This window comes from Marinobacter alkalisoli (assembly GCF_045449795.1).
Taxonomy (GTDB): domain Bacteria; phylum Pseudomonadota; class Gammaproteobacteria; order Pseudomonadales; family Oleiphilaceae; genus Marinobacter.
Genome location: NZ_JBJJLB010000027.1, coordinates 140,683 through 165,805, shown reverse-complemented (window position 1 = coordinate 165,805; position 25,123 = coordinate 140,683). Strand labels below are relative to the sequence as shown.

General features: G+C 58.1%; 24 protein-coding genes. 10 read left to right on the top strand and 14 right to left on the bottom strand.

All coding sequences use genetic code 11. The features are described from left to right. Nucleotides 1-46: 46 nt before the first annotated feature. On the top strand, nucleotides 47-1,216 hold the full coding sequence (locus ACJO3M_RS13510) for an acyl-CoA dehydrogenase (protein ID WP_407001901.1): 1,170 nt from the start codon (nucleotides 47-49) through the stop codon (nucleotides 1,214-1,216). Nucleotides 1,217-1,387: 171 nt separating this feature from the next. Here the strand turns inward: ACJO3M_RS13510 and ACJO3M_RS13505 are convergent, their stop codons facing one another. Continuing rightward, nucleotides 1,388-2,695: a DcaP family trimeric outer membrane transporter gene (locus ACJO3M_RS13505; RefSeq protein ID WP_407001900.1), complete on the bottom strand. Its 1,308-nt coding sequence runs from the start codon at nucleotides 2,693-2,695 to the stop codon at nucleotides 1,388-1,390. 330 nt (nucleotides 2,696-3,025) lie between these two features. On the opposite strand from ACJO3M_RS13505, the gene ACJO3M_RS13500 reads away from it, so the two are divergent. The 4 genes from ACJO3M_RS13500 (at nucleotide 3,026) to ACJO3M_RS13485 (ending at nucleotide 6,800) form a co-directional block, all read left to right on the top strand. Then, on the top strand, nucleotides 3,026-4,222 hold the full coding sequence (locus ACJO3M_RS13500; RefSeq protein WP_407001898.1) for an acyl-CoA dehydrogenase family protein: 1,197 nt from the start codon (nucleotides 3,026-3,028) through the stop codon (nucleotides 4,220-4,222). Between the two features lie 10 nt (nucleotides 4,223-4,232). After that, a complete protein-coding gene (locus ACJO3M_RS13495; protein ID WP_407001897.1) occupies nucleotides 4,233-5,375 on the top strand; it encodes an acyl-CoA dehydrogenase family protein in 1,143 nt (380 codons plus the stop codon). Between the two features lie 130 nt (nucleotides 5,376-5,505). Beyond that, nucleotides 5,506-6,267 (top strand): class II aldolase/adducin family protein, encoded by a 762-nt coding sequence (locus tag ACJO3M_RS13490; RefSeq protein ID WP_407001895.1) that lies wholly within the window; start codon nucleotides 5,506-5,508, stop codon nucleotides 6,265-6,267. 77 nt (nucleotides 6,268-6,344) lie between these two features. Further along, nucleotides 6,345-6,800, top strand: a complete 456-nt coding sequence (locus ACJO3M_RS13485) for a MaoC family dehydratase (RefSeq protein WP_407001894.1) — start codon at nucleotides 6,345-6,347, stop codon at nucleotides 6,798-6,800. 72 nt (nucleotides 6,801-6,872) lie between these two features. Here ACJO3M_RS13485 and ACJO3M_RS13480 read toward each other — a convergent pair whose 3' ends face one another. The 12 genes from ACJO3M_RS13480 to ACJO3M_RS13425 all read right to left on the bottom strand — a co-directional run bounded on the left by ACJO3M_RS13480 (nucleotide 6,873) and on the right by ACJO3M_RS13425 (nucleotide 18,751). Continuing rightward, nucleotides 6,873-8,021 (bottom strand): ABC transporter substrate-binding protein, encoded by a 1,149-nt coding sequence (locus ACJO3M_RS13480; RefSeq protein ID WP_407001893.1) that lies wholly within the window; start codon nucleotides 8,019-8,021, stop codon nucleotides 6,873-6,875. A 55-nt stretch (nucleotides 8,022-8,076) separates the two neighbouring features. After that, complete coding sequence (locus ACJO3M_RS13475) at nucleotides 8,077-8,784, bottom strand: ABC transporter ATP-binding protein (protein WP_407001892.1); 708 nt, start codon at nucleotides 8,782-8,784, stop codon at nucleotides 8,077-8,079. After that, entirely contained in the window at nucleotides 8,771-9,541 is a 771-nt protein-coding gene (locus tag ACJO3M_RS13470) for an ABC transporter ATP-binding protein (RefSeq protein ID WP_407001891.1), read from the bottom strand. Before ACJO3M_RS13470 ends, ACJO3M_RS13475 begins: the two co-directional genes overlap by 14 nt. Then, complete coding sequence (locus ACJO3M_RS13465; protein WP_407001890.1) at nucleotides 9,534-10,565, bottom strand: branched-chain amino acid ABC transporter permease; 1,032 nt, start codon at nucleotides 10,563-10,565, stop codon at nucleotides 9,534-9,536. Before ACJO3M_RS13465 ends, ACJO3M_RS13470 begins: the two co-directional genes overlap by 8 nt. A gap of 2 nt (nucleotides 10,566-10,567) precedes the next feature. Beyond that, nucleotides 10,568-11,431, bottom strand: a complete 864-nt coding sequence (locus tag ACJO3M_RS13460; RefSeq protein WP_407001889.1) for a branched-chain amino acid ABC transporter permease — start codon at nucleotides 11,429-11,431, stop codon at nucleotides 10,568-10,570. Between the two features lie 161 nt (nucleotides 11,432-11,592). After that, on the bottom strand, nucleotides 11,593-13,260 hold the full coding sequence (locus tag ACJO3M_RS13455; RefSeq protein ID WP_407001888.1) for a long-chain fatty acid--CoA ligase: 1,668 nt from the start codon (nucleotides 13,258-13,260) through the stop codon (nucleotides 11,593-11,595). A gap of 22 nt (nucleotides 13,261-13,282) precedes the next feature. After that, the gene (gene surE / locus ACJO3M_RS13450) at nucleotides 13,283-14,062 is read right to left on the bottom strand and encodes a 5'/3'-nucleotidase SurE (RefSeq protein WP_407001956.1); all 780 of its coding nucleotides are present in this window, start codon (nucleotides 14,060-14,062) and stop codon (nucleotides 13,283-13,285) included. A 14-nt stretch (nucleotides 14,063-14,076) separates the two neighbouring features. Next, the gene (locus ACJO3M_RS13445; RefSeq protein ID WP_407001887.1) at nucleotides 14,077-15,141 is read right to left on the bottom strand and encodes a phosphotransferase; all 1,065 of its coding nucleotides are present in this window, start codon (nucleotides 15,139-15,141) and stop codon (nucleotides 14,077-14,079) included. A gap of 167 nt (nucleotides 15,142-15,308) precedes the next feature. After that, nucleotides 15,309-16,076: an SDR family NAD(P)-dependent oxidoreductase gene (locus ACJO3M_RS13440; RefSeq protein WP_407001886.1), complete on the bottom strand. Its 768-nt coding sequence runs from the start codon at nucleotides 16,074-16,076 to the stop codon at nucleotides 15,309-15,311. Nucleotides 16,077-16,240: 164 nt separating this feature from the next. Continuing rightward, nucleotides 16,241-17,443, bottom strand: coding sequence for an acyl-CoA dehydrogenase family protein (locus ACJO3M_RS13435; RefSeq protein WP_407001884.1), 1,203 nt, complete (start codon nucleotides 17,441-17,443; stop codon nucleotides 16,241-16,243). Between the two features lie 73 nt (nucleotides 17,444-17,516). Continuing rightward, on the bottom strand, nucleotides 17,517-17,957 hold the full coding sequence (locus ACJO3M_RS13430) for a PaaI family thioesterase (RefSeq protein ID WP_407001883.1): 441 nt from the start codon (nucleotides 17,955-17,957) through the stop codon (nucleotides 17,517-17,519). Then, nucleotides 17,957-18,751 carry an SDR family NAD(P)-dependent oxidoreductase gene (locus ACJO3M_RS13425; RefSeq protein ID WP_407001882.1) on the bottom strand — a complete coding sequence of 265 codons (795 nt, stop codon included), beginning with the start codon at nucleotides 18,749-18,751 and terminating at the stop codon, nucleotides 17,957-17,959. Before ACJO3M_RS13425 ends, ACJO3M_RS13430 begins: the two co-directional genes overlap by 1 nt. A 140-nt stretch (nucleotides 18,752-18,891) precedes the next feature. Between ACJO3M_RS13425 and ACJO3M_RS13420 the strand changes: the two genes are divergently transcribed. Further along, entirely contained in the window at nucleotides 18,892-20,478 is a 1,587-nt protein-coding gene (locus tag ACJO3M_RS13420; protein WP_407001881.1) for a class I adenylate-forming enzyme family protein, read from the top strand. A 1-nt stretch (nucleotide 20,479) separates the two neighbouring features. Here ACJO3M_RS13420 and ACJO3M_RS13415 read toward each other — a convergent pair whose 3' ends face one another. Beyond that, nucleotides 20,480-21,220, bottom strand: coding sequence for an enoyl-CoA hydratase/isomerase family protein (locus ACJO3M_RS13415; RefSeq protein ID WP_407001880.1), 741 nt, complete (start codon nucleotides 21,218-21,220; stop codon nucleotides 20,480-20,482). Nucleotides 21,221-21,391: 171 nt separating this feature from the next. On the opposite strand from ACJO3M_RS13415, the gene dctP reads away from it, so the two are divergent. The 4 genes from dctP to ACJO3M_RS13395 all read left to right on the top strand — a co-directional run bounded on the left by dctP (nucleotide 21,392) and on the right by ACJO3M_RS13395 (nucleotide 25,072). After that, nucleotides 21,392-22,438: a TRAP transporter substrate-binding protein DctP gene (gene dctP / locus ACJO3M_RS13410; RefSeq protein WP_407001879.1), complete on the top strand. Its 1,047-nt coding sequence runs from the start codon at nucleotides 21,392-21,394 to the stop codon at nucleotides 22,436-22,438. Nucleotides 22,439-22,518: 80 nt separating this feature from the next. Continuing rightward, on the top strand, nucleotides 22,519-23,067 hold the full coding sequence (locus ACJO3M_RS13405) for a TRAP transporter small permease subunit (RefSeq protein WP_407001878.1): 549 nt from the start codon (nucleotides 22,519-22,521) through the stop codon (nucleotides 23,065-23,067). After that, nucleotides 23,064-24,374, top strand: coding sequence for a TRAP transporter large permease (locus ACJO3M_RS13400; RefSeq protein ID WP_407001877.1), 1,311 nt, complete (start codon nucleotides 23,064-23,066; stop codon nucleotides 24,372-24,374). Before ACJO3M_RS13405 ends, ACJO3M_RS13400 begins: the two co-directional genes overlap by 4 nt. Before the next feature lie 116 nt (nucleotides 24,375-24,490). Further along, nucleotides 24,491-25,072 (top strand): hypothetical protein, encoded by a 582-nt coding sequence (locus tag ACJO3M_RS13395; RefSeq protein ID WP_407001876.1) that lies wholly within the window; start codon nucleotides 24,491-24,493, stop codon nucleotides 25,070-25,072. The last annotated feature ends 51 nt before the right edge of the window (nucleotides 25,073-25,123 follow it).

Sequence of the window (25,123 nt, the reverse complement as noted above, 5' to 3'; positions counted from 1 at the left end):
ACCCGATTGAACAAGCTACTGACTAATTTTCTGAGGAGAGAAAACCATGGCTTCCGCACCCTGGGATGACCTGCTGCAATTCGACAAGCAACTGGATGAAACCGAACGCCAGGTTCGGGACAGCATCCGCTCCTTCTGTGACCAGCGCCTGATGCCGGGCATTATCGAAGCAAACCGTCACGAGAAATTCGACCGCGCTATCTTCACCGACATGGGCGATCTGGGCATGCTCGGCGCTACCCTGCCGGAAGAATACGGCGGCCCCGGCCTGAACCATGTCTGTTACGGTCTGATTGCCCGTGAAGTGGAGCGTGTGGATTCTGCCTACCGATCCGCCCTGAGTGTGCAGTCCTCTCTGGTTATGTACCCGATTTTCAGCTACGGCCAGGAAGCACTGAAAAAGCGTATCCTGCCAAAACTGGCCTCCGGCGAGTACGTTGGCTGCTTTGGTCTGACCGAGCCCAACCACGGCTCTGATCCGGGTGGCATGGAAACCCGCGCCAAGAAAGTCGACGGTGGCTACCTGCTGAGCGGTTCCAAGATGTGGATCACCAACTCCCCCATTGCCGATGTCTTTGTAGTGTGGGGCAAGCTTGATGGCAAAGTGACCGGATTCGTGATCGAGCGTGAAGGCGCCAAGGGCCTGGAAACACCGAAGATCGAAGGCAAGTTCTCACTGCGCGCCTCCGACACTGGCTCCATCTTTATGGACGAAGTGTTTGTACCGGAAGAGAACAAGCTGGACGTGGAAGGCCTGAAGGGCCCGCTAAGCTGCCTGACCAAGGCCCGCTATGGCATCAGCTGGGGTGCTCTGGGTGCCGCCGAGTTCTGCTGGCACGCGGCCCGCAACTACACCCTGGAACGCCAGCAGTTCGGCAGGCCGCTGGCCGCCAACCAGCTGATCCAGAAGAAGCTGGTGGACATGCAGACCGAGATCACCATCGGCCTGCAGGCGGTGCTTCAGTTGGGCCGCATGATGGACGCCGGCGTTGCCACCCCGGATTCCGTGTCCCTGCTCAAGCGCAATAACTGCGGCAAGGCCCTGGACATCGCCCGGGTTGCCCGTGACATGCACGGCGGCAATGGCATCTCCGATGAGTACCATGTGATTCGCCACGTGATGAATCTGGAAGCGGTGAATACCTACGAAGGTACCCACGATGTCCACGCCCTCATCCTGGGCCGTGGCCAGACCGGGATTCAGGCCTTCAGCTAATTCCGCCGCGCTTCCTCCATAAGGTTCGAAAGCAGGGCTCCGGCTCTGCTTTTTTATGCCTGGGCCGGGGGACCACCCACAAAAAAGCCCCGGAGCGGGGGAACACTCCGGGGCAACGCAACTGGTGCAAAATTACCTGAGAATCATCGCATTATTTCGGCAGCTCGCCGGTCAGAAGCTCAGCTTCGCGGAGGCAATGACCTCTTCGTACTGATGGCTGCTGCTGGTGGCAATCTCTCCGAAATCCCAGTAGGCGTACTCCAGCCCCAGCGTCAGGTTCCGGTGGGCGGACCACAGAATGTTGGCATGAACCGACGTTGCAGAATCGAAATAACTCACCGAGCCTGCCGGTGAGGCGACAAGATCATCAACGATTTCGGTATGGGAGACCGTCAGGCTGCTGCGCCATGCCGGCGACCAGAAGTGACGGTAGGCGGCCGTGGCGCCATAGGTCTTGAGCGGTTCCACATCTCCCATGGCCAACGCACCCAGGTCCACATCCGGGTAGCTGAATAGTCCCATGTAGCGGCCAAGCGCACCGTAACTGTATTGCAAGCGCAGATCGTCACGTCCAATGGTGGGAATACGAGCACTCAGAGACACAGCGCCATCGACCTTGGTTTCATCCGCTGCGTTGTCTTCAAAGTTCCGCACCAGACCTGCAATGGAGTAGAACCCATAATTGCCGCGAATCTGATAGCGCATGGCCAGATCCGGGTAGGACTGGTCATCGTAGGAGTTATCGGGGTAACCATCCTCCGGATTCTCCAGTGAAACCATTAGCTTACCACCAGGCGCAGCCATGTTGTAACGAATCATCGGCTGGGTTGCGTAAATGAAAGCTGACTGCTTACCCTGATTGAGAATCTCCGGCATGGCGGCCAGATCGGTGAATGTGGTGTAGGTCTGACCGAAGTCCCAGTTATTCCATGAGCCATAGGCCTGGCGCAAACGAGGGGAATAGCTATTAGAAACGATTTCATTACCGTCGTTCGGGCCCTTGTTAAAATCCATCTCTATATAAGTGGTCAGCGTATGACCGACGACATCCTCGGTTTTGGTACCAATACTGATGCGCGACTCCCGGGCGGAGAAACCGGTTTTCCAGTCACTTTCACCCGATGCTGCCGCGCTGGCAAAGGCTCGTGCCGAGCCGGCACTGTAACCGTTCATGGTACCGTTCCCGTTTGAACCAAAAACAGCATCCGCCTTGATGAAGCCACCGAATGAAATCGTGGTGTTTCCGATTTTGATCCCGTCACCATCCCGCAGCAGATAGGGGTTGTCATCCTGCAGTTCCGGCGCCGTGGATACCGCCCCTTCCAGTTTGCTTTCCAGCAGTTGCACCCGCTCGCGCAGTTCGTCCAACTCGGAACTCTGCGCAAGGGCAGATCCGGACCCGAGAGCGATCAGCGGGAGGCTGGTCAGGGCGACGGCACGGGCAAGTGGGCGTGCGTGGAAACGCGTTGTTGTTGTCATCTCAAACCTCTTAACGGAGTTGATTGCATGTCTTTGTTATTGAAATTCCGGTGCCGGCACTGGCTCACACCAAATCAATCACGCTGTTTCACTGTGCGGCATCTTGTGATTTATTAGTTTCGCATAGCAGTACCAGCTTCCGTGTTTCCGAATATAGACGATGCATTTGCTATCAACAAGGGTTTGAAACCAAATTTTGATGAAAGTCGTAATTACTGTGTGTTTTCTTGTTTCATTATCATTGACAGGGAAGCAACCTTTGAATGATCATTGAGTAATTCTGCTATGCGGTATATATTTTCGCTGTAATGCACTGACGAGGTTTATCCGATGAACATGAACTACACGGCCGAGGAACTTGCCTTCCGTGACGAGGTAAGAGCGTTCCTGGATGAGAAACTGCCGGCGGACATCGCCGCCAAAGTAAAAGGGTTCCGCCGCCTGTCCAAAGAGGACCATCAGCGGTGGCAAAAGATCCTCAGTGAGCAGGGCTGGTACGCCACCCACTGGCCGGAAGAGTACGGCGGTGTGAAGTGGTCTCCGGTGCAGAAGCACATCTGGGATGAAGAATCCTGCCGTTACGGTGTACCCCGCTCCATCCCGTTCGGGGTGAACATGGTGGCGCCGGTGATCATCAAATTCGGTACCGAAGAACAGAAACAGAAGTACCTGCCACGCATCCTCAGTGGCGAGGACTGGTGGTGCCAGGGTTATTCCGAGCCCGGCGCAGGCTCCGATCTGGCTTCACTGAAGACCCGCGCGGTACGTGACGGCGACCACTACATCGTCAATGGTCAGAAAACCTGGACCACCCTGGGCCAGCACGCCAACATGATTTTCTGCCTGGTGCGCACCAACACCGAGGTCAAGAACCAGGAAGGCATCTCGTTCCTGCTGATCGACATGAACACGCCGGGCATTACCGTGCGCCCCATCATCACTCTGGATGGCGAGCACGAAGTCAACGAAGTGTTCTTCGAGGACGTCAAGGTGCCGGTTGAAAACCTCGTGGGTGAAGAGGACAAGGGCTGGACCTACGCGAAATATCTGCTGACCTATGAACGTACTGGCCTCGCCGGCATTGGTATGTCCAAGGCGGCGCTGTCGCACCTGAAGCAACTGGCTAGCCGTCGTCTGAAAAATGGCAAACCGTTGCTCGAGGACCCGTCCTTCAGCCAGCGTATTGCTAAGGTGGAAATTGACCTGACGGCCGCAGGGATCAGCAACCTGCGGATTATCGCCTCTGTTGAAGGTGGCGGTGTTCCGGGCGCGGAAAGCTCGATGCTGAAGGTGAAAGGCACCGAGATTCGCCAGGCCATCAACGATCTGGCCCGCCGCGCGATCGGCCCCTACGCCCTGCCATTCCTGGAAGAAGAAATGGATATGGACTACGAGGGCGAATTCCTGTCAGACGAAAACGCCGCGCCGCTGTCGGCCCAGTACTTCAACAACCGCAAGCTGTCGATTTTCGGCGGATCCAACGAGATCCAGAAGAACATCGTGTCGAAAATGATTCTCGGGCTTTAAGGAGGCGACCATGGATTTCCGACTCAACGAAGAGCAGCAAATGCTGCAGGACACCGTGGCGCGTCTGGTGCGCGGTGAATACAGTTTTGAAAAACGCCTGGAGTTCAGCGAAACCGAACTGGGCTTCAGTGCCGATTTCTGGAAACAGCTCAGCGAGCTGGGCCTGACAGCCGTACCCTTCTCCGAGGAGTTGGGCGGCTTCGGCGGTGGCGGCGTGGAAGTTCAGTCCGTCATGGCAGAGCTTGGCCGCGGTCTGTGCCTGGAGCCGTATATGCAGTCCGTCATTCTGGGCGGTGGTCTGATCGGGCAGGCCGGCAATGACAACCAGAAAGACACCTGGCTGGCCGGTATTGCCAGTGGCGAACTGAAAGCCGCCGCTGGCCTGCAGGAACCCCAGAGCTTTTACGACCTGAACAACGTCGAAACCCGAGCCGAGAAAAACGGCGAGGGTTATGTCCTGAATGGCCGCAAAGCGGTGGTGATCGGCGGTCACTGCGCCGACCTGATCATCGTGTCTGCCCGTACTTCCGGTGACACCCGCGATGCCAACGGCCTCAGCCTGTTTGCCTTGAGCCCGGAAACCGCCGGTGTTGAACGCCGCCCCTACCCCACCATCGACGGGGCCAGGGGTTGCGACATTACCCTGAGCAACGTCCAGGTGGGCGCAGACGCGCTGCTGGGTGAGGAAGGCAACGCCGCCGAAGTGATCGAATATCAGGCTGGCCGCGCGGTCGCCGCCCTGTGCGCCGAAGCCGTGGGTGTGATGGAGATGGCCAATGAGCTGACTCTGGATTACCTCAAGCAGCGCAAGCAGTTTGGCGTGCCCATCGGCAAATTCCAGGTGCTGCAGCACCGTATGGTGGACATGATGTCGGAACTGGAGCAAGCCCGTTCCATGGCCATTCTGGCCGCCAGCGTCGCCGATGGTGAGCAGAACGATGAGCGTCGTCGTGCCCTGGCCGGAGCCAAGAACGTCATCGGGCGCGCCGGACAGTTTATTTCCGAAAGCGGTATCCAGATGCATGGCGGCATTGGCATGACCTGGGAATACAACTTTGCCCACTACGCCAAACGGCTGATCACTATCAACCATCAGCTGGGCGACGACGACTTCCACCTGGAACAGTACGCCGCCCTGCTGCAAGCAAGTTAATAGGCTTCGGACTTGTGAGCCTGAGACCTCTCTATCCAGTCAGGGGTCTTTTGCGGGGGTGGCGTCAGCCACCCCCTTTTTTATGCAGTACACTGCGGGAAACGTTCTGTCACAGCCTGAGGACATCACGATGACAACAACAAGCGATCAATCACAGCAACAGGACCTGAGAAAAGCCGAATGGAAGGTACGCACCGAACTGGCCGCCGCCTATCGTCTTGTGGCGCTGTTCGGCTGGGACGATCTGGTGTTCACCCATCTGTCCGCTCGGGTCCCGGGACCGGATCATCACTTTCTGATCAATCCCTATGGGCTGCTGTTCCATGAAATCACCGCGTCGTCGCTGGTGAAGGTGGACCAGGATGGACAGGTAGTGGAGTCCGGTAACGTCAGCCGTGTGAACCCGGCCGGCTTTACCATCCACAGCGCCGTACACATGGGTCGCGAGGACGCCGGCGCGGTGATGCACCTGCACGCGCCAGACGGCGTGGCGGTGTCCGCCCACCGGGATGGCCTGCTGCCCCTGAGCCAGACCGCCATGCTGTGCCTGAATCACCTGAGTTATCACGATTACGAAGGCGTCGCCCTGAATCTCGACGAGCGGGAACGGCTGATCCGGGACCTGGGCGACAAGTCGATGATGCTGCTGCGCAATCACGGTGTGCTGACCGCAGGCAAGGACGTACCGGAGACCTTCACCTATCTGTATTTCCTGATGAAGGCCTGTGAGATCCAGGTCAAAGCCCAGAGCTGTGGACCAACCTATCTGCCCTCGGAGCAGGCCATACAAACCACTGCCGACCAGTCACAGGCGCTCGGCGGTGCGGCTGCTTTGACGTGGCCGGCTCTGGTTCGGCTTTTGGACAGTAAGAATCCCGGGTACGCGGTCTGACCTTGTGCCTTGTGCGCCATGAAAGGAGGGGGCTTCTGTTTCAAACTCTTACAAACCATCAATTAATGGACGCAGATATGCTTTCAGTAGAATTAAACGATCTTGAGAATTTTTGTGGTACTACGATTGGCCACAGTCCCTGGAAAACCATCAGCCAGGAGATGATTCAGGCGTTTGCCGACGCCACCGGCGATCATCAGTGGATTCACGTGGACGTGGAGAGGGCAAAGCGGGAAGCGCCCTGGAAGAGCCCTGTCGCGCACGGTTTTCTGACGGTGTCGCTGATTCCGCTGCTGAATCAGGACGTGATCAATGTGCAAGGCGCCAGCGCCAGTATTAATTACGGTATGAACAAGCTGCGGTTCCCCGCCGCCGTGAAGTCCGGGTCGGCGATTCGCAGCAAGATGGAATTATTGGACGTATCCAGGGTGGATGATCAGCGCACACTGGCTACTTATAAGACGACCGTGGAAATCCAGGGCGAGGACAAGCCCGCCTGTGTGGCGGAGAATCTGGTGATGTATGTCGCCTAGAGGGTCGATGCCATGACGATAAAAAGGGGCCATAAGGCCCCTTTTTAGTTCAGGAGGAAGAGGCAGATCTGATCAATCAATCTCTACCTGAAGAATCTTGCCATCCTTCACCACCGCTAAGGTAGGATCAGTAATGAACCCACCGTTTTCGGTCACACCGATGACTTCGTACGGGTTCTTGCTGGCATCCATGTTTTTCAGGGCATCGTCAACCGCTGCACGCAGGGTTTTCGGATCGGTGGAATCCGTTGCATCCATGGCTTCCACCAGGGCGTGCAGCGCCAGGTAGTTGAAAGCCGCTTCGGAGCCGGGCACCTTGTCGTACTCGGCCTGGTAGCGTTTGATGAAGTCCTGGGCCGCCGAGGTCTCATACACGCTCAGCGGGACCACGCCAATGGCGCCCTCCATCATCTCCAGACCACCAGCGACCTGGGCCACTTCGTCGATCTTCGCCTGGTCCATCACGATGAAACTACCCTGGAAACCCATCTGGCGTGCCTGCTGTACTACCAGACCGGTTGGCTCGGAGGCACCGCCCACAAACATCACATCCGGACCTTCGGAGATGATACGGCTGACGCCGGTAAAGAAATCCGCCGATTTGTTGTAGTCCATGGGAGTCTCGGAAACGACTTCACCGCCCTTGGATTCCCACTCTTTCTTGACCATAGTCGCCCAGATCTTGGCATACTCGTGCGTGGCTCCACCCATTCCCAGCTTCTTGCCCTGGTGCTCAAGGGCGTAGTCGGTAAAGGCTTTGACGTAGCCATCAAACGTGGGCGGAATACGCAGGGTCAGGCTGTTTCCCTTTTCAGTGATGCTCGGCACGCTGGAGTAGGCCATCAACAGGAAATCATCTTTTTCGTTAAAGTCCTGCAGAGCAAAAATGCCGCCGGAATGGGGCACAAAGATCGCCGCAACGTTGGACTCCTGCTTCAGTCGCTTGGCGTTGGTGGCGGCCTGGGCCGGCGAGTAGCGATCATCCAGAGAAACCAGGTTTACCGTGGTCTTTTCGCCGTTCAGGTCAAAACCGCCGGCTTCGCTGATCTCCTCAACGGCCATCCGCAGTCCGGACAGGGTGTTTTCGCCGTAAAGCGCGGCGCCGCCGCTCAGCGGACCGGTGAAACCAATGTTGACTTCGCCCGCCATGGCACCGGCGGACAGGCTCATACCAAGGGTCGCCGCCGCGACAGCCTGACCCAGTTTTTTGGCTATTTTCATTGTTGTCTCCTGGTTTTGTGTTGTGCGTGTCTCTCTAATTTTTGTTTGAGGCCGGTCAGGCCCCGATATACGCTTTGCGGACTTCTTCATTGCCCAACATGGTCTCCCGGTCCCCTTCCATCACCAGACGACCGTTTTCCATAACATAGGCCCGATGAGCAATCTTCAAGGCCGCAAAGGCATTCTGTTCAGCCAGCAGCACCGTTGTGCCCAGGCTGTTGATCTGCTTGATGGTTTCGAACATCTGCTTGACCACCAACGGGGCCAGGCCCAGGGATGGCTCATCCAGCATCAGCAAGCGGGGACGACTCATCATGGCGCGACCGATGGCCACCATCTGTTGCTGGCCGCCGGACAGCGATCCGGCCGGTTCATCCGCCTTGTCTGAAAGGATCGGGAACAGCTCCAGCACCTCGTTCAGGCGCTTCTTGTTGCCCTGGCGATCCCGGCGATGCACGTAAGCCCCCATCATCAGGTTCTGCATCACACTCATGTCGGGGAAAAGCTTGCGCCCCTCGGCGCACTGCACCACGCCGCTGGAAACAACGGCACTGGCTTTCATGCCGTTGAACTGTTTGTCTTCGAACCGGATATCGCCGGCGGCTGGCTTCACCAGGCCGCTGATCGCGTTAAACAGGCTGGTTTTACCCGCACCGTTGGCTCCAAGCAGTACCACCAGTTCCCCGGTATCCACGGACATCGAAATATCCGTCAGGGCCTTGAAGCTGCCGTAACAGACATCCACATGTTTAAGCTGCAGCATCTTCATCACCTCCCAGATAGGCCTCAATCACCGCCGGATTGTTACGCACGTCTTCCGGCGTGCCCTCGGCAATCTTCTCGCCGTGGTCCAGCACCATGATCTTGTCCGCCAGGCTCATGATCATGTCCATCTTGTGCTCGATCAGGCACACGGTCAGGCCTTTCTCATCCACCATCTTGCGCATCAGCGCGGCAAAACCGGCGGTCTCTTCCGGATTGACCCCGGCCGCAGGCTCGTCCAGCAACACAATCTTTGGATCGGTCGCCAACGCCAGGGCAAAGGCCACCCGCTTACGTTCTTCCTGGGTGATATCAGCAATGAACTGACCGGCCACATGCCTGAGGCCGACAAATTCCAGGGCTTCCATCGCCTTGTCCCGCGCGGATTTTTCTTCCCGTTGCAGGCGTTTGCTGTTGATCAGCACGTCCCAAAGGCCGGACTTGGTGCGCAGGCGATGGCCCACGATCAGGTTATCCAGCACGGTGGCCTGCTCGAACAGGTTGGTGGTCTGGAAAGTCCGCCCCACGCCCAGCCGTGCCACCTTGTCGCTGGGCAGGGTGGTGACATCCATACCGTCCAGCAGGATGCGGCCGGACGTCGGTGCATACATACCGGAGATCAGATTGAAGAAGGTACTTTTTCCGGCGCCGTTCGGGCCGATGATGGCGTTGATCTTGCCCGTCTCGAACTCCACGGAGACATCATTCACCGCTGCCAGGCCGCCAAACATTTTGGTCAGATGTTCTACCTTAAGCATTGCTCTGCGCCTCCCGGTTCTGTGTGGTGTTTACCTTGCTCTCCTGGCGCTTCTTCGAGGGCGCCAGTGCCTGGGACTTGCGGTGCATCCAGGTCAGGAACGAACCGGTAATTCCACGGGGGAAGAAGATCACCAGCAGCACCAGCATCGGCCCGAAAATGATCATCCGGTACTCTTCCAGGAACTGCAGTGACTGAGTGATCCAGACGATGCCCACGGTACCCAGCAGCGGCCCCATGATGGTGCCGATACCGCCCACCAGCAGGTAGGTGATCATGTCGAACGTATGTTGGATATTGGCCTCGTCCGGGCCGATGAAACGAACCATCCCCGCATACAGTGCACCCGCCAGACCGGCATAGGTGGTGGACAGGACAAACGCCAGGACCTTGTTGCGCATCAGGTTGATACCCAGGGACTGGGCCAGCTCGTCACCGTTGCGAATGGCGAGGAACGTACGCCCCAGCAGTGACTTCGACAACCGCCCCATGAACCAGATCGCAAACACCAGGAAGGCCAGCACCAGATAGTAGAACGGAGTGGTGTCGGTGAAATCCACCAGGCCAAAGCCGTAGGGCTCGGCAATGTCACGGACACCAATGGCGCCATGGGTCAGCTCTTCCCACTTGTCGATCAACAGGTAGATGATGAAGCCCACGCACAGGGTAAAGATGGCGAAGTAGTGCTCTTTCAGGCGCAAGGAGACAATACCCACCAGAAAACCAAGCACGGCGGTCATGACCAGTGCGCCCACGAAAGCCGGCCAGAAGCTCCAGCCATAGTCGACGGTCAACAGGCCCAGAGTATAGGCACCGATGGCGAAGAAACCACCGTGGGCCAGGTTCAGCTGGCCGCAGAAGCCGGTGATAATGTTCAGGCCGTAGACCGCTATCGCCCAGACGAAGGCGGTAGCCATCACGTACACCTGGTATTCGTTCGCCGCGAAAAACGGAAACAGCACAGCAAAGAGCAGCATCAGGTACTTGGCAGCTGGCGTCATCAGCAAGGATGCGAATTTAAACATGATCAGTGTGCCCCCTTCGCGAACAGGCCCTGTGGACGAACGGACAGGATCAGCACCAACAGGCCGAAGGCGATGATGTCCTTGTAGGAAGTGGAGATATAGAACCCTCCGAGCGCCTCGGCGAAACCGATGATCATGCCCCCGACGATGGCGCCGGGGATGCTGCCCATGCCACCAAGAATGATGATCACGAAGGCTTTCATGATGACCAGGTGCCCCATGGCGGGATACACCAGGTTGATGGGCGCGTAGAGGGTGGCGGCAAAGGCGGCCAGCACGCCGGAGATGGCAAACGTCATCATCGCGACGCGATTGGCATCAATTCCAACCAGGAAGGCGCCGTCGCGGCTCTGAGCCATGGCGATGATGGTCGCCCCGGTCATGGTCTTGCGCAGGAACAGCTGCAGCGCAATCACCAGGGTAAAGGCACCGACAATGATCAGCAGACGCTGTTCGGGAATGATCAGCCCGTCGAAATTCAGGATGCCGGTAAACGGCGAGGACATGCGACGGAAATCCGAGCCCCAGAACATCTGTACCACCGCTTCCAGGAACAACAGAATACCGATGGCGGCGATCTTGTCATGGATCGGCGGCGAGTGTCTCAGGGGATGGAACACCAGGCGCTCACACAGTACGGCCAGGATGGCGACCACAACGGCCGAACCGGCCATGGCGATCCAGTAATGCGCTCCCAGGTCCACCATAAAGAAATAGGACATGAAGGCGCCGACCATATACAGCGCACCGTGTGCGAAGTTCGGGATATGAAGTATCCCGTAGACCAGGGTCAGGCCCAGGGCTACGAGACCGTAGATGCTCCCCAGGGTTAACCCGTTGATGATTTGTTGGAAGAAAAGGTTCAAGTGTGCTCCTCCGCTGTTTTGTTGTTGTAGCGAGTTATGCGGTTTTGAGCAGAGCCTTGCGGCCCTGCATCGGCATGGTGAAACAATTGCACCGATCGTCTCGCATGTCAATATTTAGAATTGCATTTCGCCATGCGAAACTTAGAGACAACAAAAAGACGTCATACCTTACTCTTCCACTCTTCTTCCTGTAGCGCGCGCCACATCAGCTTGCCCGTGGGAGATTTTGGCAGCTCATCCACAAAATCAATGATTTCAGGTACTTTGTAAGCCGCCATTTGCTCCTTGCACCAACTGACGATGTCTGCTTCGGTGGTCCTTCCATCCGCTTCCGGCGTCAGCACAATGCAGGCCTTCACGGTTTCTCCGCGCTTGGGGTGCGGCGACGAAATGATGCACACCTCGTGGATTGCCGGGTGGCGGTACATAAGCCCTTCCACCTCGGAGGGCCAGACCTTGAAACCGGAGGCGTTAATCATCCGCTTGACCCGGTCCACCATGAAGAAGTACCCCTCCTCGTCGTAATAGGCGAGGTCGCCGGTACGGAAGAAACGCTTACCGTCGATTTCCACAAACGCGGCCTCGGTTTCAGCGGGGCGATTCCAGTATCCCTGGGTCACCTGGGGGCCGTAGGAGACAATTTCCCCGACCTCACCCGGGCCTTTCTCTTCCAGGGTTTCTACATCAATAATGCGGCTGTCGACATCGAATACCGGGATGCCCAGGCATTGGGGCTTGGGATGATCCGGCGGATTGATGTGGGTGGCGGCCATGGTTTCCGACAACCCATAGCCTTCGATGTAATCCAGTCCGGTCATGGTCTTGAGCTTGGCGGCCACCGCTTCCGGCATCGCCGCGCCACCGCCGCCAATGGTGTTCAGGCTGCTCAGGTCGTAGCTGGCAATGTCCGGATTCGACAGGAAATCCACGGCCATGGTGACGATGTTGGTCCAGCCGCTGACCTGATAGCGCTCAATCAGCCGGGCTGCAGTGGTGCGGTCCCAACGCGTCATAATGACAGTAGTCGAGCCACTGAAGATGGAGCTGTTCATCGAACTGGTCATGCCGGTCACGTGGAAGAACGGCAGCGTTGCCAGTTGAACGGTGTTGGCCGTACTCAGATTCCAGAACGCACGATGCACAGCCGTGGCCATGACACTGCGATGGGTATGCACGCAACCTTTGGGCGCGCCCGTGGTGCCGGAGCTGTAGGGAATCACCGCCAGGTCGTCCGGTCCGGCGGTATGCGCTGTCGGCTTATGGTCCGCAGCCAGCGCCTGCTCCCAGGTCACGATACCCGGCATCTCTTTTGACCAGACCGGAGCGGCCACCTCCGCGGGCAGATCCAGATCGGTGTCCTTGTTGATATAGGTGCTGTAGGACGCCACCACGACCTGGTCGAGATCCGTGTTTTCCAGCAGCGGCACGATAAACCCCGCCAATTCCTGCCCGGCCAGACACACACTCGCACCGGTATCGGCAATGTAGTGTTCCAGCTCGGCGGCCCGATTCATCGGGTTCACCGGAATCACCACCGCGTCGGCGCGCAGGATGGCGTAGTAGGCAATCACATACTGGGGAGCGTTCTGCATATAGAGCAGAACACGATCGCCCTTTTTGACACCCTGGGCCTGAAGATAGCCGGCCATCGTTTCTACCTCAGCCAACAATTGGCTGTAGCTCAAAGGCGCGTCGTAAAAGATGATCGCCGTGTGGTCCGGATACCGCAGGGCGGAAATTTCCAGGTTGGTGAAAACGCTGGTGTCAGGCAGCGTCATGGTTTTCGGCAATTCTTTGGGCCAGACGTTGTGATGGCGTGTAAATGTCATTGTTGTAATCCCCTCGTACAAGTCAGTGGGCCGCAGTCGCGACCAGCTCAAATACTTCTACACCCCCAGGCAAGGCTTCCTGGTGACGCAATGGTGTTATCGCAATGGCTTTTTCCCGTAGCACAGTGACATCCTCATCCGGAGTCTGGATGTGCCGGGAGTTGCGATCGAACCCCAGCCACCAGTAAGGCAGGCTGCGGGCATCCTGCCCCGCCAGCAGGCGGGGACGCTGAATCGAACCGGTGGACTGACGGCACCATTGAGCCTGCCGGATCACACCGGCATCGCAAGCCGGAAAGTTCACATTCCAGGCGCGGCTCTCGCCAGGTTGCCAGAGCTTGCGGACGACCTGCTCGCCGAACGCCGACACTGGTGACCAGTCCACGCCTTCACGGCTCAGGAAGGCCTGACTCAGGGCAATGGCGGGTATACCCATGTGTTCCGCGCTAAGCACCGCACCCACCGTTCCGGAGTACTGCACCGAGTCACTGATATTGGCGCCACAGTTCACCCCGGACAGCACCAGGTCCGGCGGGGTTTCGCCAAACCACTGAGCCAGCGAATACAGCACACAATCTGCAGGCGTGCCGGACACGGCGTAGCGATTCTCACCCTTTTCATACACCCGCAACGGGTCATGAATGGAAATGCTCTGGCCGGCGCCACTGCGATCGTGCTCCGGCGCCACCACCCAGACCTCCTCGGCCAGGTTGCGGGCAATGCGTTCAAGAATCGCCAGACCCGGTGCGTTAATGCCGTCGTCGTTGGTGATCAGAATGCGACGGACGATCGGCTCTCCCATAGCTATGGAATCACTCATGAACGATCTCCCTCACGGGCTATTTTCCAGCCCACATCCGCCAGCTGACTCGCACGCTTGCCCACTTGCAGGGCATCGGCATTGGCGGCATTGCCCTGCAGCGCGCGGGCATAGACACCCTGAAGAATGGCCGCCAGGCGGAACAGGGAAAACGCCAGGAATACATGCCAGTCGGCGATACCATCCCGGCCGGTCTGCTTGCAGTAACGGGCAATGGTTTCCTGCTCATCGGGAATACCCAATGCCTCCAGGTCCTCACCCAGCAAACCGCGGGAACCTTCCATGTCCGATGGCAAGTGGTAGGGCAGACAGTAATAGGCCAGATCAGCCAGCGGGTGGCCGACCGTGGACAGTTCCCAATCGAGGATAGCGACAACCTCGGGTTTGTCGGGGGCCAGCATCAGATTACCGAAGCGATAATCGCCATGGGCGATGGCACACTCATCGGTGGAGGGCAGATTCTTCGGCAGCCACTCCATGAGTTTGTCCATGGCGGGCATCTCGTCGGTTTTGGACGCCAGGTACTGTTTCGTCCACCGTGCTACCTGCCGGGCGACATAGCCTTCGGGTCGACCATAATCACCCAGGCCCACCGCATTTACGTCTACCGAATGCAGTGCCGCCAGGGTATCAATGGCCGAGAGGTGCGCCGGCATCCGCTCTTGACGGTCCAGCGCCCGCAGCGCCGGATGACTGACAATCCGGCCTTCGAGGAAGTCCATGACGTAGAACGGTGTGCCGATGATGCTACTGTCTTCACACAGGGCCCGGGTGGTAGGCACCGGCACGTCGGTGTGTTCGGACAGGGCCCGCATGACTTTGTATTCCCGCTCCACCATGTGAGCCGAGGGCAGCGTTTTTCCGGGCGGCTTTTTACGCAAAACGTATTGGCCGCTGTCGGTGTCCAGCAGAAAAGTAGGGTTGGACTGCCCGCCTTGAAATTGTTTCACGTCCAACCTGGCACCAAAACCATCAATGGCTTTCTGAAGCCAGGCGAGGAGTTGCGCTTCATCGAATTGGTGGGCTGGCAGCACGTCTACCAACTCTGGAGTCATACTCATTGTTCGTTCATGCCTTCTTTATTGAGTCACGGCCCGCAAAAAAGTTTGATGGCCGGCGGGTGGGGGTGCCTTTGTGCAGGGAACAAAGGTGTCTGAGCGAAGCGAGTTCTTTTTCCCGGAACAAAGGCACCCCCACCCGTCGGCCTCCCCACTCTTGATGGCAATCCTCAGCAAATAGTTTCGCCGCCGTCGGCGACGATAACCTGTCCCGTGATATACGCACTTGCCTTTGTTGACAGAAAAACGGCCAGGCCGGCGATGTCTACCGGGTCACCGATTCTGCGCAGCGGGGTTTTGTCTTCCGCACGCTTCACGCGCACAGGGTCTTCCCAAAGGGCCTTGGCAAAATCGGTCTTGATCAGGCCGGGGGCAATGCTGTTCACGCGGATGCCTTTCGGCCCCCATTCCACGGCGAGGTTACGAGCCAGGGCCGCTTCGGCGGCCTTGGAGACACCGTAGGTACCGATGGTGGTATTGCCACGGATGCCCGCGATACTGGATAGAAGAACAACCGCACCTTCACCTTTTTCCGCCATCTGCGGCAGCACCATATTGGTGAGCCAGAAGGTACCTTTGACATTGGTGTCCATGATCTTGTCCCAGGCGTCGTCAGTCATTTCTGCGGTGGTGCCGTAGACCGGATTGGTGGCGGCGTTGCACACCAGGACGTCGATGGAACCCCAGGCTTCGTTGGTCTTGTCCACCAGGTTCTGCAGGTCTTCTTTCTTGCCCACGTGGCAGGGAATGGCGATGGCCTCGTAACCCTGCTCTTTCAGCTCGCCGGCGACCTGTTCACAGGCATCGGCCTTGCGGCTGGAGATCACGACTTTGGCGCCCAGGCGGGCCATTTCCTCGGCAATGGAGCGGCCGATGCCTTTGGTGGAGCCGGTGATCAGGGCGACTTTTCCGGTCATATCAAAAAGCGGGTTAGTCATTGTTCGATCCTCATACGCTGAAGTATGGGAGTGGCCGGGGTGATGTCCTTTCGGGACTGTGCAAAACAAGGATGTTTTGCTCAAGCCTACATGGACGTATTCACGGCGTGTCCCGGAAGGACATCACCCCGGCAGCTCTTCCCCCAGATTCAGCGGTTATTGGTTTAGCGGTATTGCTTCAGCTCCAGCTTGGCCACGGAATCCAGGTGCACCTCATCAGGACCGTCCGCCAGCCGCAGGGTCCGGACGTGGGCCCAGGCCTTCGCCAGGAAAGTGTCCTGGGACACACCGGCACCACCGTGAACCTGAATCGCGCGATCAATGATCTTCAGCGCCATACTCGGAGCAATCACCTTGATCATCGCGATTTCCTGACGGGCCACCTTGTTGCCGACGGTATCCATCATGTGCGCCGCCTTCAGGGTCATCAGCCGCGCCTGCTCAATCTCGATGCGGCTGCGGGCAATATCCTTGCGGATGGAATCAAAGCTGGACAACGGTTTGCCAAACGCCTCGCGGGCATTGGCACGCTGACACATCAGCTCCAGGGCACGCTCAGCCACACCAATGGTTCGCATGCAGTGATGAATACGGCCCGGCCCGAGGCGACCCTGAGCGATCTCGAAACCACGGCCCTCACCCAGCAGAATGTTGTCCACCGGTACCCGCACATTGTCATAGTGAATCTCGGCGTGGCCGTGCGGCGCGTGGTCATAACCAAACACCGTCAGCGGGCGGATCATCTTCACCCCCGGCGTGTCCAGAGGCACCAGAATCATCGACTGCTGCTTATGCTTCTCGGCATCCGGATCGGTCTTGCCCATGACGATGGCAATCTTGGCCGTGGTGGTCATGGCACCGGAAGACCACCACTTGCGACCGTTGATCACATATTCGTCGCCTTCGCGGCGGATTTCACAGGCGATATTGGTAGCATCGGAAGAGGCCACGTCCGGCTCGGTCATGGAGAAACAGGAGCGGATCTCGCCGTTGAGCAGTGGCTTCAGCCACTTATCCTGCTGTTCTTTATTGCCGTAGCGGGCAATGGTTTCCATGTTGCCGGTGTCTGGCGCGGAACAGTTAAACACTTCCGAAGCCATGGACGAACGCCCCATGACTTCGCACAGGTGCGCGTACTCGTAGTTGGTCAGGCCGGCGCCGAATTCGCTTTCCGGCAGGAACAGGTTCCACAGGCCAGCGGCCTTGGCCTTGACCTTCAGTTCCTCAATGATCGGTACCGGCGCCCAACGGTTCTCCGCCTGCTCGACCTGCTCATGGTACTTGTGCTCATTCGGGTAAATATGGGCATCCATGAATTCGTGAAGCTGCGCCTGCAGCTTTTTGGCTTTATCAGACAGTTCAAACATGTCCAGTACCTCGTTGGTTGATAGTCGTTCGCCGGCAGTGACAACACCGGTGCGTCTTTTGTTGTTTCAATGATCAGATTGGTACGCCTTCCGGCTTTTCACTGCCGGAACGGATACGGAAAGTGCCTTCCGCGATGGCCAGGAGATTGCCCTTGTCATCGTGGACTTCTCCGGTGCTGTTAAAAATCCGAGTGCCACCTGCCCGTTTGCGGCCCGTCACACGGATAGTTCCACCGGAACACTGGCCGGTGAATGTGGTGGTCAGCGACAGGGTGATGGCCTTGCGCATCCGGCCCGGATACGGGCAATAGGTACCGGCTTCGGCCAGGACAATATCCAGCAGGGAAGTCAGCACACCGCCATGGATCACGCCCCCCAGGTTCAGATGACGGGGTTGCAGCTCCAGCTCAATCACCGCCTCGTTCTCTTCCCAGGACACCTGGCGATACCCCAACAGATTGTGAAACCCGGGCAGATCCTGGCCGCCACGGATATGCAAACTCTCATCATTCATTACACTTTCATCCCCGGCAGGTTAAGAGAAGCGGTGTTGCCTCCATCCACGGGCAGGGACTGGCCGGTGATGTAGCTGGCGTCATCGCTGGCCAGGAACAGGATGGCAGCGGCAACTTCTTCCGGCGCACCGTAGCGGCGCAGTTCACAGCGAGCCCCCAGCTTGTGGGCTTTCTCGTTGGCGCGGGCATAGTCGAAAATGGCCTGGGTCATCCCGGTTTCCACCAGTCCCGGACACACGGCATTCACTCGGACATTGTCCGTTCCCAGGTCACAGGCGGCGGTCATGGTGAGGTTGATCACACCGGCTTTGGACGCACTGTAGGCATTACCACCGGCACCGGAGCGAATACCCGCCACAGAGGCGGTATTGACGATCGATCCCAGTTTCCGAGCCTGCATGTATGGCGCCACATGCTTAATGAACAGCATGGTGCCGATCAGGTTTACCGACAGGACTTTTTCCCATTCTTCCCGATCATTTCCAGTGACGTCGGGGTGGCCATCGCCGGTACTGGCAATACCGGCGATATTGCACAACACGTCAATCCGGCCAAAGGTGGACATCGTTTCTTCAACCAGCGATCTGACCTGGTCTTCGTCCGCCACATCGCCAATACGGCGCAGGGTTTCGGCACCTTCAGGAATGAGGCTTTCGGTATCCAGCAGACCCGCTTCAGAGCGATCCACCATCATCACCTGTGCGCCCTCGCGGGCCAGCCGTACTGCGGTGGCCCTGCCGATGCCGCTACCTGCCCCGGTAACGATGGCTACCCGATTGTCGAAACGCGCCATGCCGATGCTCCTTTTTGTGTTTTGTTGCGCCGTCATAAAATTCAACTTGACTGTAATTTGTCACGCCACCGGGTTTTGAGTCAATATATTCGGAAGTTAATTTCACTAGATAAAACACAACAACACCGAGAGGCGAAAAAATGAAAAACACCCAGCAAATGCCTGTGCATGCTCCCATTGAGCCGGAAGAGACCATGGAAGCCCTCGGTCAACGTATCCAGCAACTGGCGATCGAACGCCCTGACCATGTCGCACTCATTGATGGCGAGATTCAGGTCAGCTGGCGGGAACTGGTCTGGCGCGCCAATCGCATTGCCAATCGGCTTCGGTCCGCCGGACTGGAACAGGGCGATGCCGTGGCGGGGCTAGCGGAAAACAGCATCAACTACGTCGCACTGTATCTCGGTACATTGGTGGCCGGTGGCTGCATGGTGCCGCTCTCAGGCATGGCCAGCGATGACAGCCTGGTGCTGATGCTGAAAGATTGCGGCGCCCGTTTCCTGTTTGTGTCCCGAAAGAATTTTGATCTGTTTGAAGGCATGGCCGGCAAGCTCGACACACTCGGGCCTGATCAGCGTATAGGGCTGGATGGTCAAGGCCCGGGGATAAGCCAGGATCTTGAGTCCTGGCTGGGAGACATCGACGCCGGAGCCAACCCGGCGCCGGTCACCCTGGATGATCCGTTCAATATCATTTACAGCTCCGGCACCACCGGCACACCCAAGGGCATTCTCCACGACTATCGTTTCCGCCAGCGCCAGATGGTCCGGATGAGCCGCTTCGGGCTGGACGGCGACGCCATAAACCTGGTCTCCACGCCGATGTATTCCAACACCACCCTGGTGTCCGTACTGCCCACCCTTTTCCACGGTGGCACTCTGGTACTCATGGCAAAATTCGATGCCCGGCGCTTTCTCGAACTGGCCGAACGCTACCGCGTGACCCACGCCATGCTGGTTCCGGTTCAGTATCAGCGCATCCTGTCCGATCCGGAATTCGATCGCTTCGACCTGTCCGCCTTCCAGCTCAAACTCTGCACCAGCGCCCCTCTGGGAGCCAAGGTCATCAAGGAAGCCATGGAGCGCTGGCCCGGCAACATCCGCGAGGTGTATGGACTGACGGAAGGCGGTATTTCCACCAGCCTGGACTGCGCTGCACATCCGGATAAGTGGGACTCGGTAGGGACACCGACCGAAGGGGCGGAAGTCCGGGTGATTGACGAAGAAGGCAACGAGTTGCCTCGGGGTGAAACCGGGGAGATCGTGGGCCGCGCCATCTCAATGATGCGGGGTTACATCAACCGCGAGGAACAAACCCGTGAGATGCTCTGGACCAGTCCCGAAGGTCTGACGTTCTATCGCAGCGGAGATATGGGGCGAATCGACGAAGAGGGCTTTGTCTATATCCTGGACCGGCGCAAGGACATGATCATCTCCGGCGGTTTCAACATCTATGCCGTGGATCTTGAAAAGGTACTGCAGGCCCACCCCGCTGTCGCCGATGTCGCAGTGATTGGCATTCCCAGCGAGCAATGGGGAGAAACACCCCTGGGTCTGGTCGTGCGCAACCCCGGCTGCACGGAGGAGGAAGCGGACATCCTGGACTGGGCCAATGGACAACTGGGCAAAACCCAACGCCTGGCGGCGATTGAGTTCCGCCCGGAACTGCCCCGCTCCACCATTGGCAAGGTGCTGAAGCGGGAGCTGCGGGCGCCTTACTGGGCCTGATCTAGCGCTTCTCCATCCGTGTCAGAGCGGCCCGGCAATCCTCCGACCGGAGCCGCTCGGCAAATACCGTGCGCTCCCGCTCCAGGGCCTCACGCACCGCTTCCCGCCACGGGGCCTTGATCAGCCGCTTGCTGGCTCGCAGGGCTTCCCGGGGTTTGGCCGCGAGCCTTCTGGCCTGTGCCAGCGCCTCGTCCACCGCCTGACCGTCGTCGACCGCGCGGCTGACCAGCCCACATTCCCGGGCTTCCTCGCCGTCCAGGGTTTCCCCCATCAGCAACAAATCCGCGGCACGCCGGGCTCCCAGGTGCAGGGGCATAGTCACGGTAGACGCGGCTTCCGGCACCAGCCCCAGATCCACAAACGCGGTCTTGAAGCGCGCGGACCGGCCGGAGATGACGGAATCACAATGCAACAACAGGGTAGTGCCAATCCCAATCGCCAGCCCCTCAACTGCAGCGATGACCGGTGTATCACAAGCCATCAGGACTTCGATGAAGTCCAGGGCGGCGGAGGGTTTCGGGTTGGCATCCGTGGCGCGGGCGCGGAAATCATCAAGATCGTTGCCGGCGGTAAACACACCGCCCTCGCCACTGATCACGATGGCATGCACACTGGTGTCTGCCGCCGCTGCACTCACGCCTTCGGCCAGTGCCTGGTACATATCGCGGGTCAGGGCATTTTTCTTGTTCGCGCGACTGATGATCAGGTGAGTGACACCTGGCCAATTTTGCGTGTTAATCACTGAAAACCTCCCCATGGACTAAACTTTGGTAACGGAATATCGACGACCATCCTATTGCAAAAAGCAAGGCATGTGTTAGATTCAGACACATGAATTCATTCTGCAGTCGTTAGTTTTGCAGAGCGAAATCGACAAAAGGACGTCCAACACAATAATGATTGAGGTCCAGCAATGAAAATGCTAACCACCGCCAGAAAAACCCTGACTGTTTACGGCTCCGCCCTGACCCTGGGTCTGGCCGCTGCCCTGACAAGCGCCCCGGTCGCCGCCGAGGAAACCTATACCTGGAAGGTTCAGTCCCACTGGCCGGGCTCCAGCAGTTCCTATGAAGACAGCCTGGTTCGCCTCAAAAAGATTCTTGAAGAACGCACCGACGGACGCCTGGAGCTGGAGCTGTACGAAGCAGGCTCGCTGTTCAAGGCCAAGGAAATCTTCAACGCTGTCAGCCGGGGCATCCTGGAAATGGGCACCATTTCTCCGTCCTATGCCCAGGACAAGATCACCCTTGCCGGCATTGCTTCCGGCCTGCCATTTGCCTTCCGCAATGTCTGGGAAGCCGCCTATTTCCATCAGGGCCTGGGCTTTGAACAAATGCTTCGTGATGAAGCCGCCGAACATAACGTCTACTGGGCAACCGACAAGGTCTATCCCACCGAGATGGTAGTCAAGCAGCCGATCAACAGCTGGGACGACTTCACCAAGCTGAAAATCCGCTCCTCGGGGGCATTGCAGACATTCCTGACCGAAGCCGGTGCCGCCGCGTCCTACATTCCGGGCAGTGAACTCTACACCGCCCTGGACTCCGGCATTGTCGACGGCGCCCATTGGGGCGCTTCCCAGGGCGCCTTCAGCATGGGTCTGTATGAGGTGGCCAAGTACCACGTACAGCCGGCACTGAACATTGCCGGCACCGACGTCATCATTGTCAGCCAGAAGGCCCTGGACAAGCTGCCGGAAGACATGCAGAAAACCGTCAAGCAGGCGCTGGATGAGCAGTTCTGGTTCCGTACCAACGAGTACCTGTACAAGGAACGCATCACTCTGGCCAAGGCCATCAGCGAACACGATGTTCAGGTCAACACCCTGCCCGATAAGGTGCAGGATCGCCTGACCCAGACCGCCCAGAAACTGTGGGATGAGGAAGGCAAGCGCAGTGACAATGCCAAGAAAGCGCTGGACATGCTGAAAGGCTACCTGTCAGAACTGGGCTACCTGTAAACGCCTGACAGCTGAACCCGGCCGGGCCAGTTTTCTGGCCCGGCTTTGCTTGTGAACCCACCGTTTCCCGGAGAATACCAATGGGTGTGCTGACTGCATTCATGAGAGGCGTTACCCGCCTCAATGATGTTATCGGGCGCGGGATAGCGCTGATCGTTTTTGCCATGTTCGTGTTCCTGATCATGGAAGTGGCCTTCCGCTACCTGTTCAACTCACCCACCGTGTGGACTAACGAACTGACCCAGATGCTGTTTGGCATCTACGCCGTCATGTCCGGTGGTTACATCATGGCGCACCGTGGCCACGTGAATGTCGATCTGCTGCATTCACACCTGTCCCCTCGCGGCCGGGCCATCCTCGACATTCTGACTTCGGTGGTCTTTTTCATCTTCACACTGGCACTGCTGTATTTCGGCTACGACATGGCCAGCGAGTCCATCGCCAGCTGGGAAACCTCCTATTCCGCCTGGAACCCGCCGATCTGGCCAGTTAAGGCCGCCATTCCACTGGGCACCGGTTTGCTGGTTCTGCAAGGCATCGTCAAGTTACTGGAAGACATCGCAGTGGCCTTCAACCTCAGTTACTACACCCCCGAAACCCAGGAAGACGAGAAAGGAGAGGCACTGTGAGTATTGAAGTCCTGACCCTGCTTTTCTTCGGCTCCCTGCTGTTCTTCCTGCTGCTCGGCCTGCCACTGGCCTTTGTGCTGGGCGGCGTGTCCGTTGTCTTCCTGTATTTCACCTGGGGATTCGATTCCTTCTACATGGTGTCCTCGCAGATCTGGGGCACCATGGAAAGCTTTACCCTGGTGGCGATCCCCCTGTTCGTGTTCATGGCGATGATCCTGGAGCGAACCGGGGTGGCCAAGGATCTGTACCGCATGATGCACCTCTGGTGCGGTGGCCTGCGGGGTGGCCTGGCCATCGGCACCCTCGTTATCTGTGCCGTGTTCGCGGCCATGGTCGGTATCAGCGGCGCGGCGGTTGTCGCCATGGGCACCATCGCCCTGCCGTCCATGCTCGAACGGGGTTATGACAAGAAGATGGCCCTGGGTGTGATCAACACCGGCGGTGGCTGGGGCATTCTTATTCCCCCCAGCATCCTGATGATTCTCTATGCCCTCATCACCGGCGTGTCCGTGGGCAAGATGTTTGCCGCCGGCATCATGCCGGGCATTCTGCTGATGGTGCTGACCGCCATCTACATCCTGGTGCGCAGCCACCTGCAGCCCGAACTGGCTCCTGCTCTGCCGAAGGAAGAGCGCGGCACCTGGCCGGAGAAGCTTCGTGCCCTGCGGGCGGTGCTGTTGCCCATCGGCGTAGTGTTCATGGTGCTGGGTTCGATCATTGGCGGCATCACCACGCCAACCGAAGCCGCCGCCATGGGTGTCCTCGGCGCACTGATCTCCGCTGCTGTCTACAAGCAGTTCAAGTGGAGCATCCTGCAGGAAGCGGCGATCCGTACGTTCAAGCTCACCGGTATGATCATGTGGATCCTGTTCGCGGCCCACGCCTTCAGTGCCGCCTATCAGAGCATGGGCGCCCAAGACCTGATCGAGAGCCTGATGAACATGATTCCCGGCGGGCCCTGGGGCATCATCATTGCCATGATGGTGATTGTGTTCCTGCTGGCCATGGTGCTGGACCCGGTCGGCATCATGCTGATCACCCTGCCGGTATTCATGCCGATTGTGGAATCTCTGGGGTTCGATCCGATCTGGTTCGGCATCCTGTTCGTGATCAACATGGAAATCGGCTACATGACACCGCCGTTTGGCTTCAACCTGTTCTACCTGAAGGGCGTGGTGCCACCCAGCATAACCATGAAAGACATCTACTCCTCGATCATTCCTTTTGTCATTGTCGAGATTGTGGGTCTTGCTCTGATCATGATCTTCCCGGAAATCGCCACCTACCTGCCGGATCTGTTCTTCTGAGCCGATCCGGCTCCTGGCAGGTCTGAGCAGGTTGCGCGCTTCAAGGAGTAGCGTCTATTTTGTAGACAAGTCCCCGGCACAAGGATTCGGGGACACCCTGCTCACGGAGGAAACTCATGAAACGCGCATTTTCGCTTTGCCTTGCCCTGGCTTTCACCCTGTTTTTTACGGCCAGTCCGGTGGCTGCCGGCAGTCTCACTGACGGGAAAGTCCGGGCCTTCATCAACACCCTGCAAGAAGCTGAAACCCTGGAAGGCGACTTTGACCAGCTGAACGAGGAACTGTCGGGCTCCGGAAATCCGTCGGAAATGCCCGATTTTTCATCCATCTTTTCCGACTCGGTCAACAAAATGCGGGGGCACGAAGCCTACGACCGCATGGAAGATATCGTTGAAGACAACGGGTTTGACTCCATGGAAGACTGGGGCGCCACGGGGGATCGGGTATTCCAGGCCTGGATGGCCATTGAAATGGAAAATCAACATCCTGAAATGGTGCGGGAGATGGCCGGCGCAATGGATGAGATCAACAATAACCCTAATCTGACCGAGGTTCAGAAGGAACAGATGCGGGCCATGATGGGGAATGCGACGTCCGCCCTGGAGAATGCGAGCAAGGCCCCGGAGGCAGACAAACAGGCAGTCAGGCCACACATGGAGGCGCTACGATCGGCGACTGGCTCGGGTGAGGACTACTGACGAACTCTGTCTTGCGGAGTTCGGTGAACGGCAGGATAAAAAGGGCAGAAC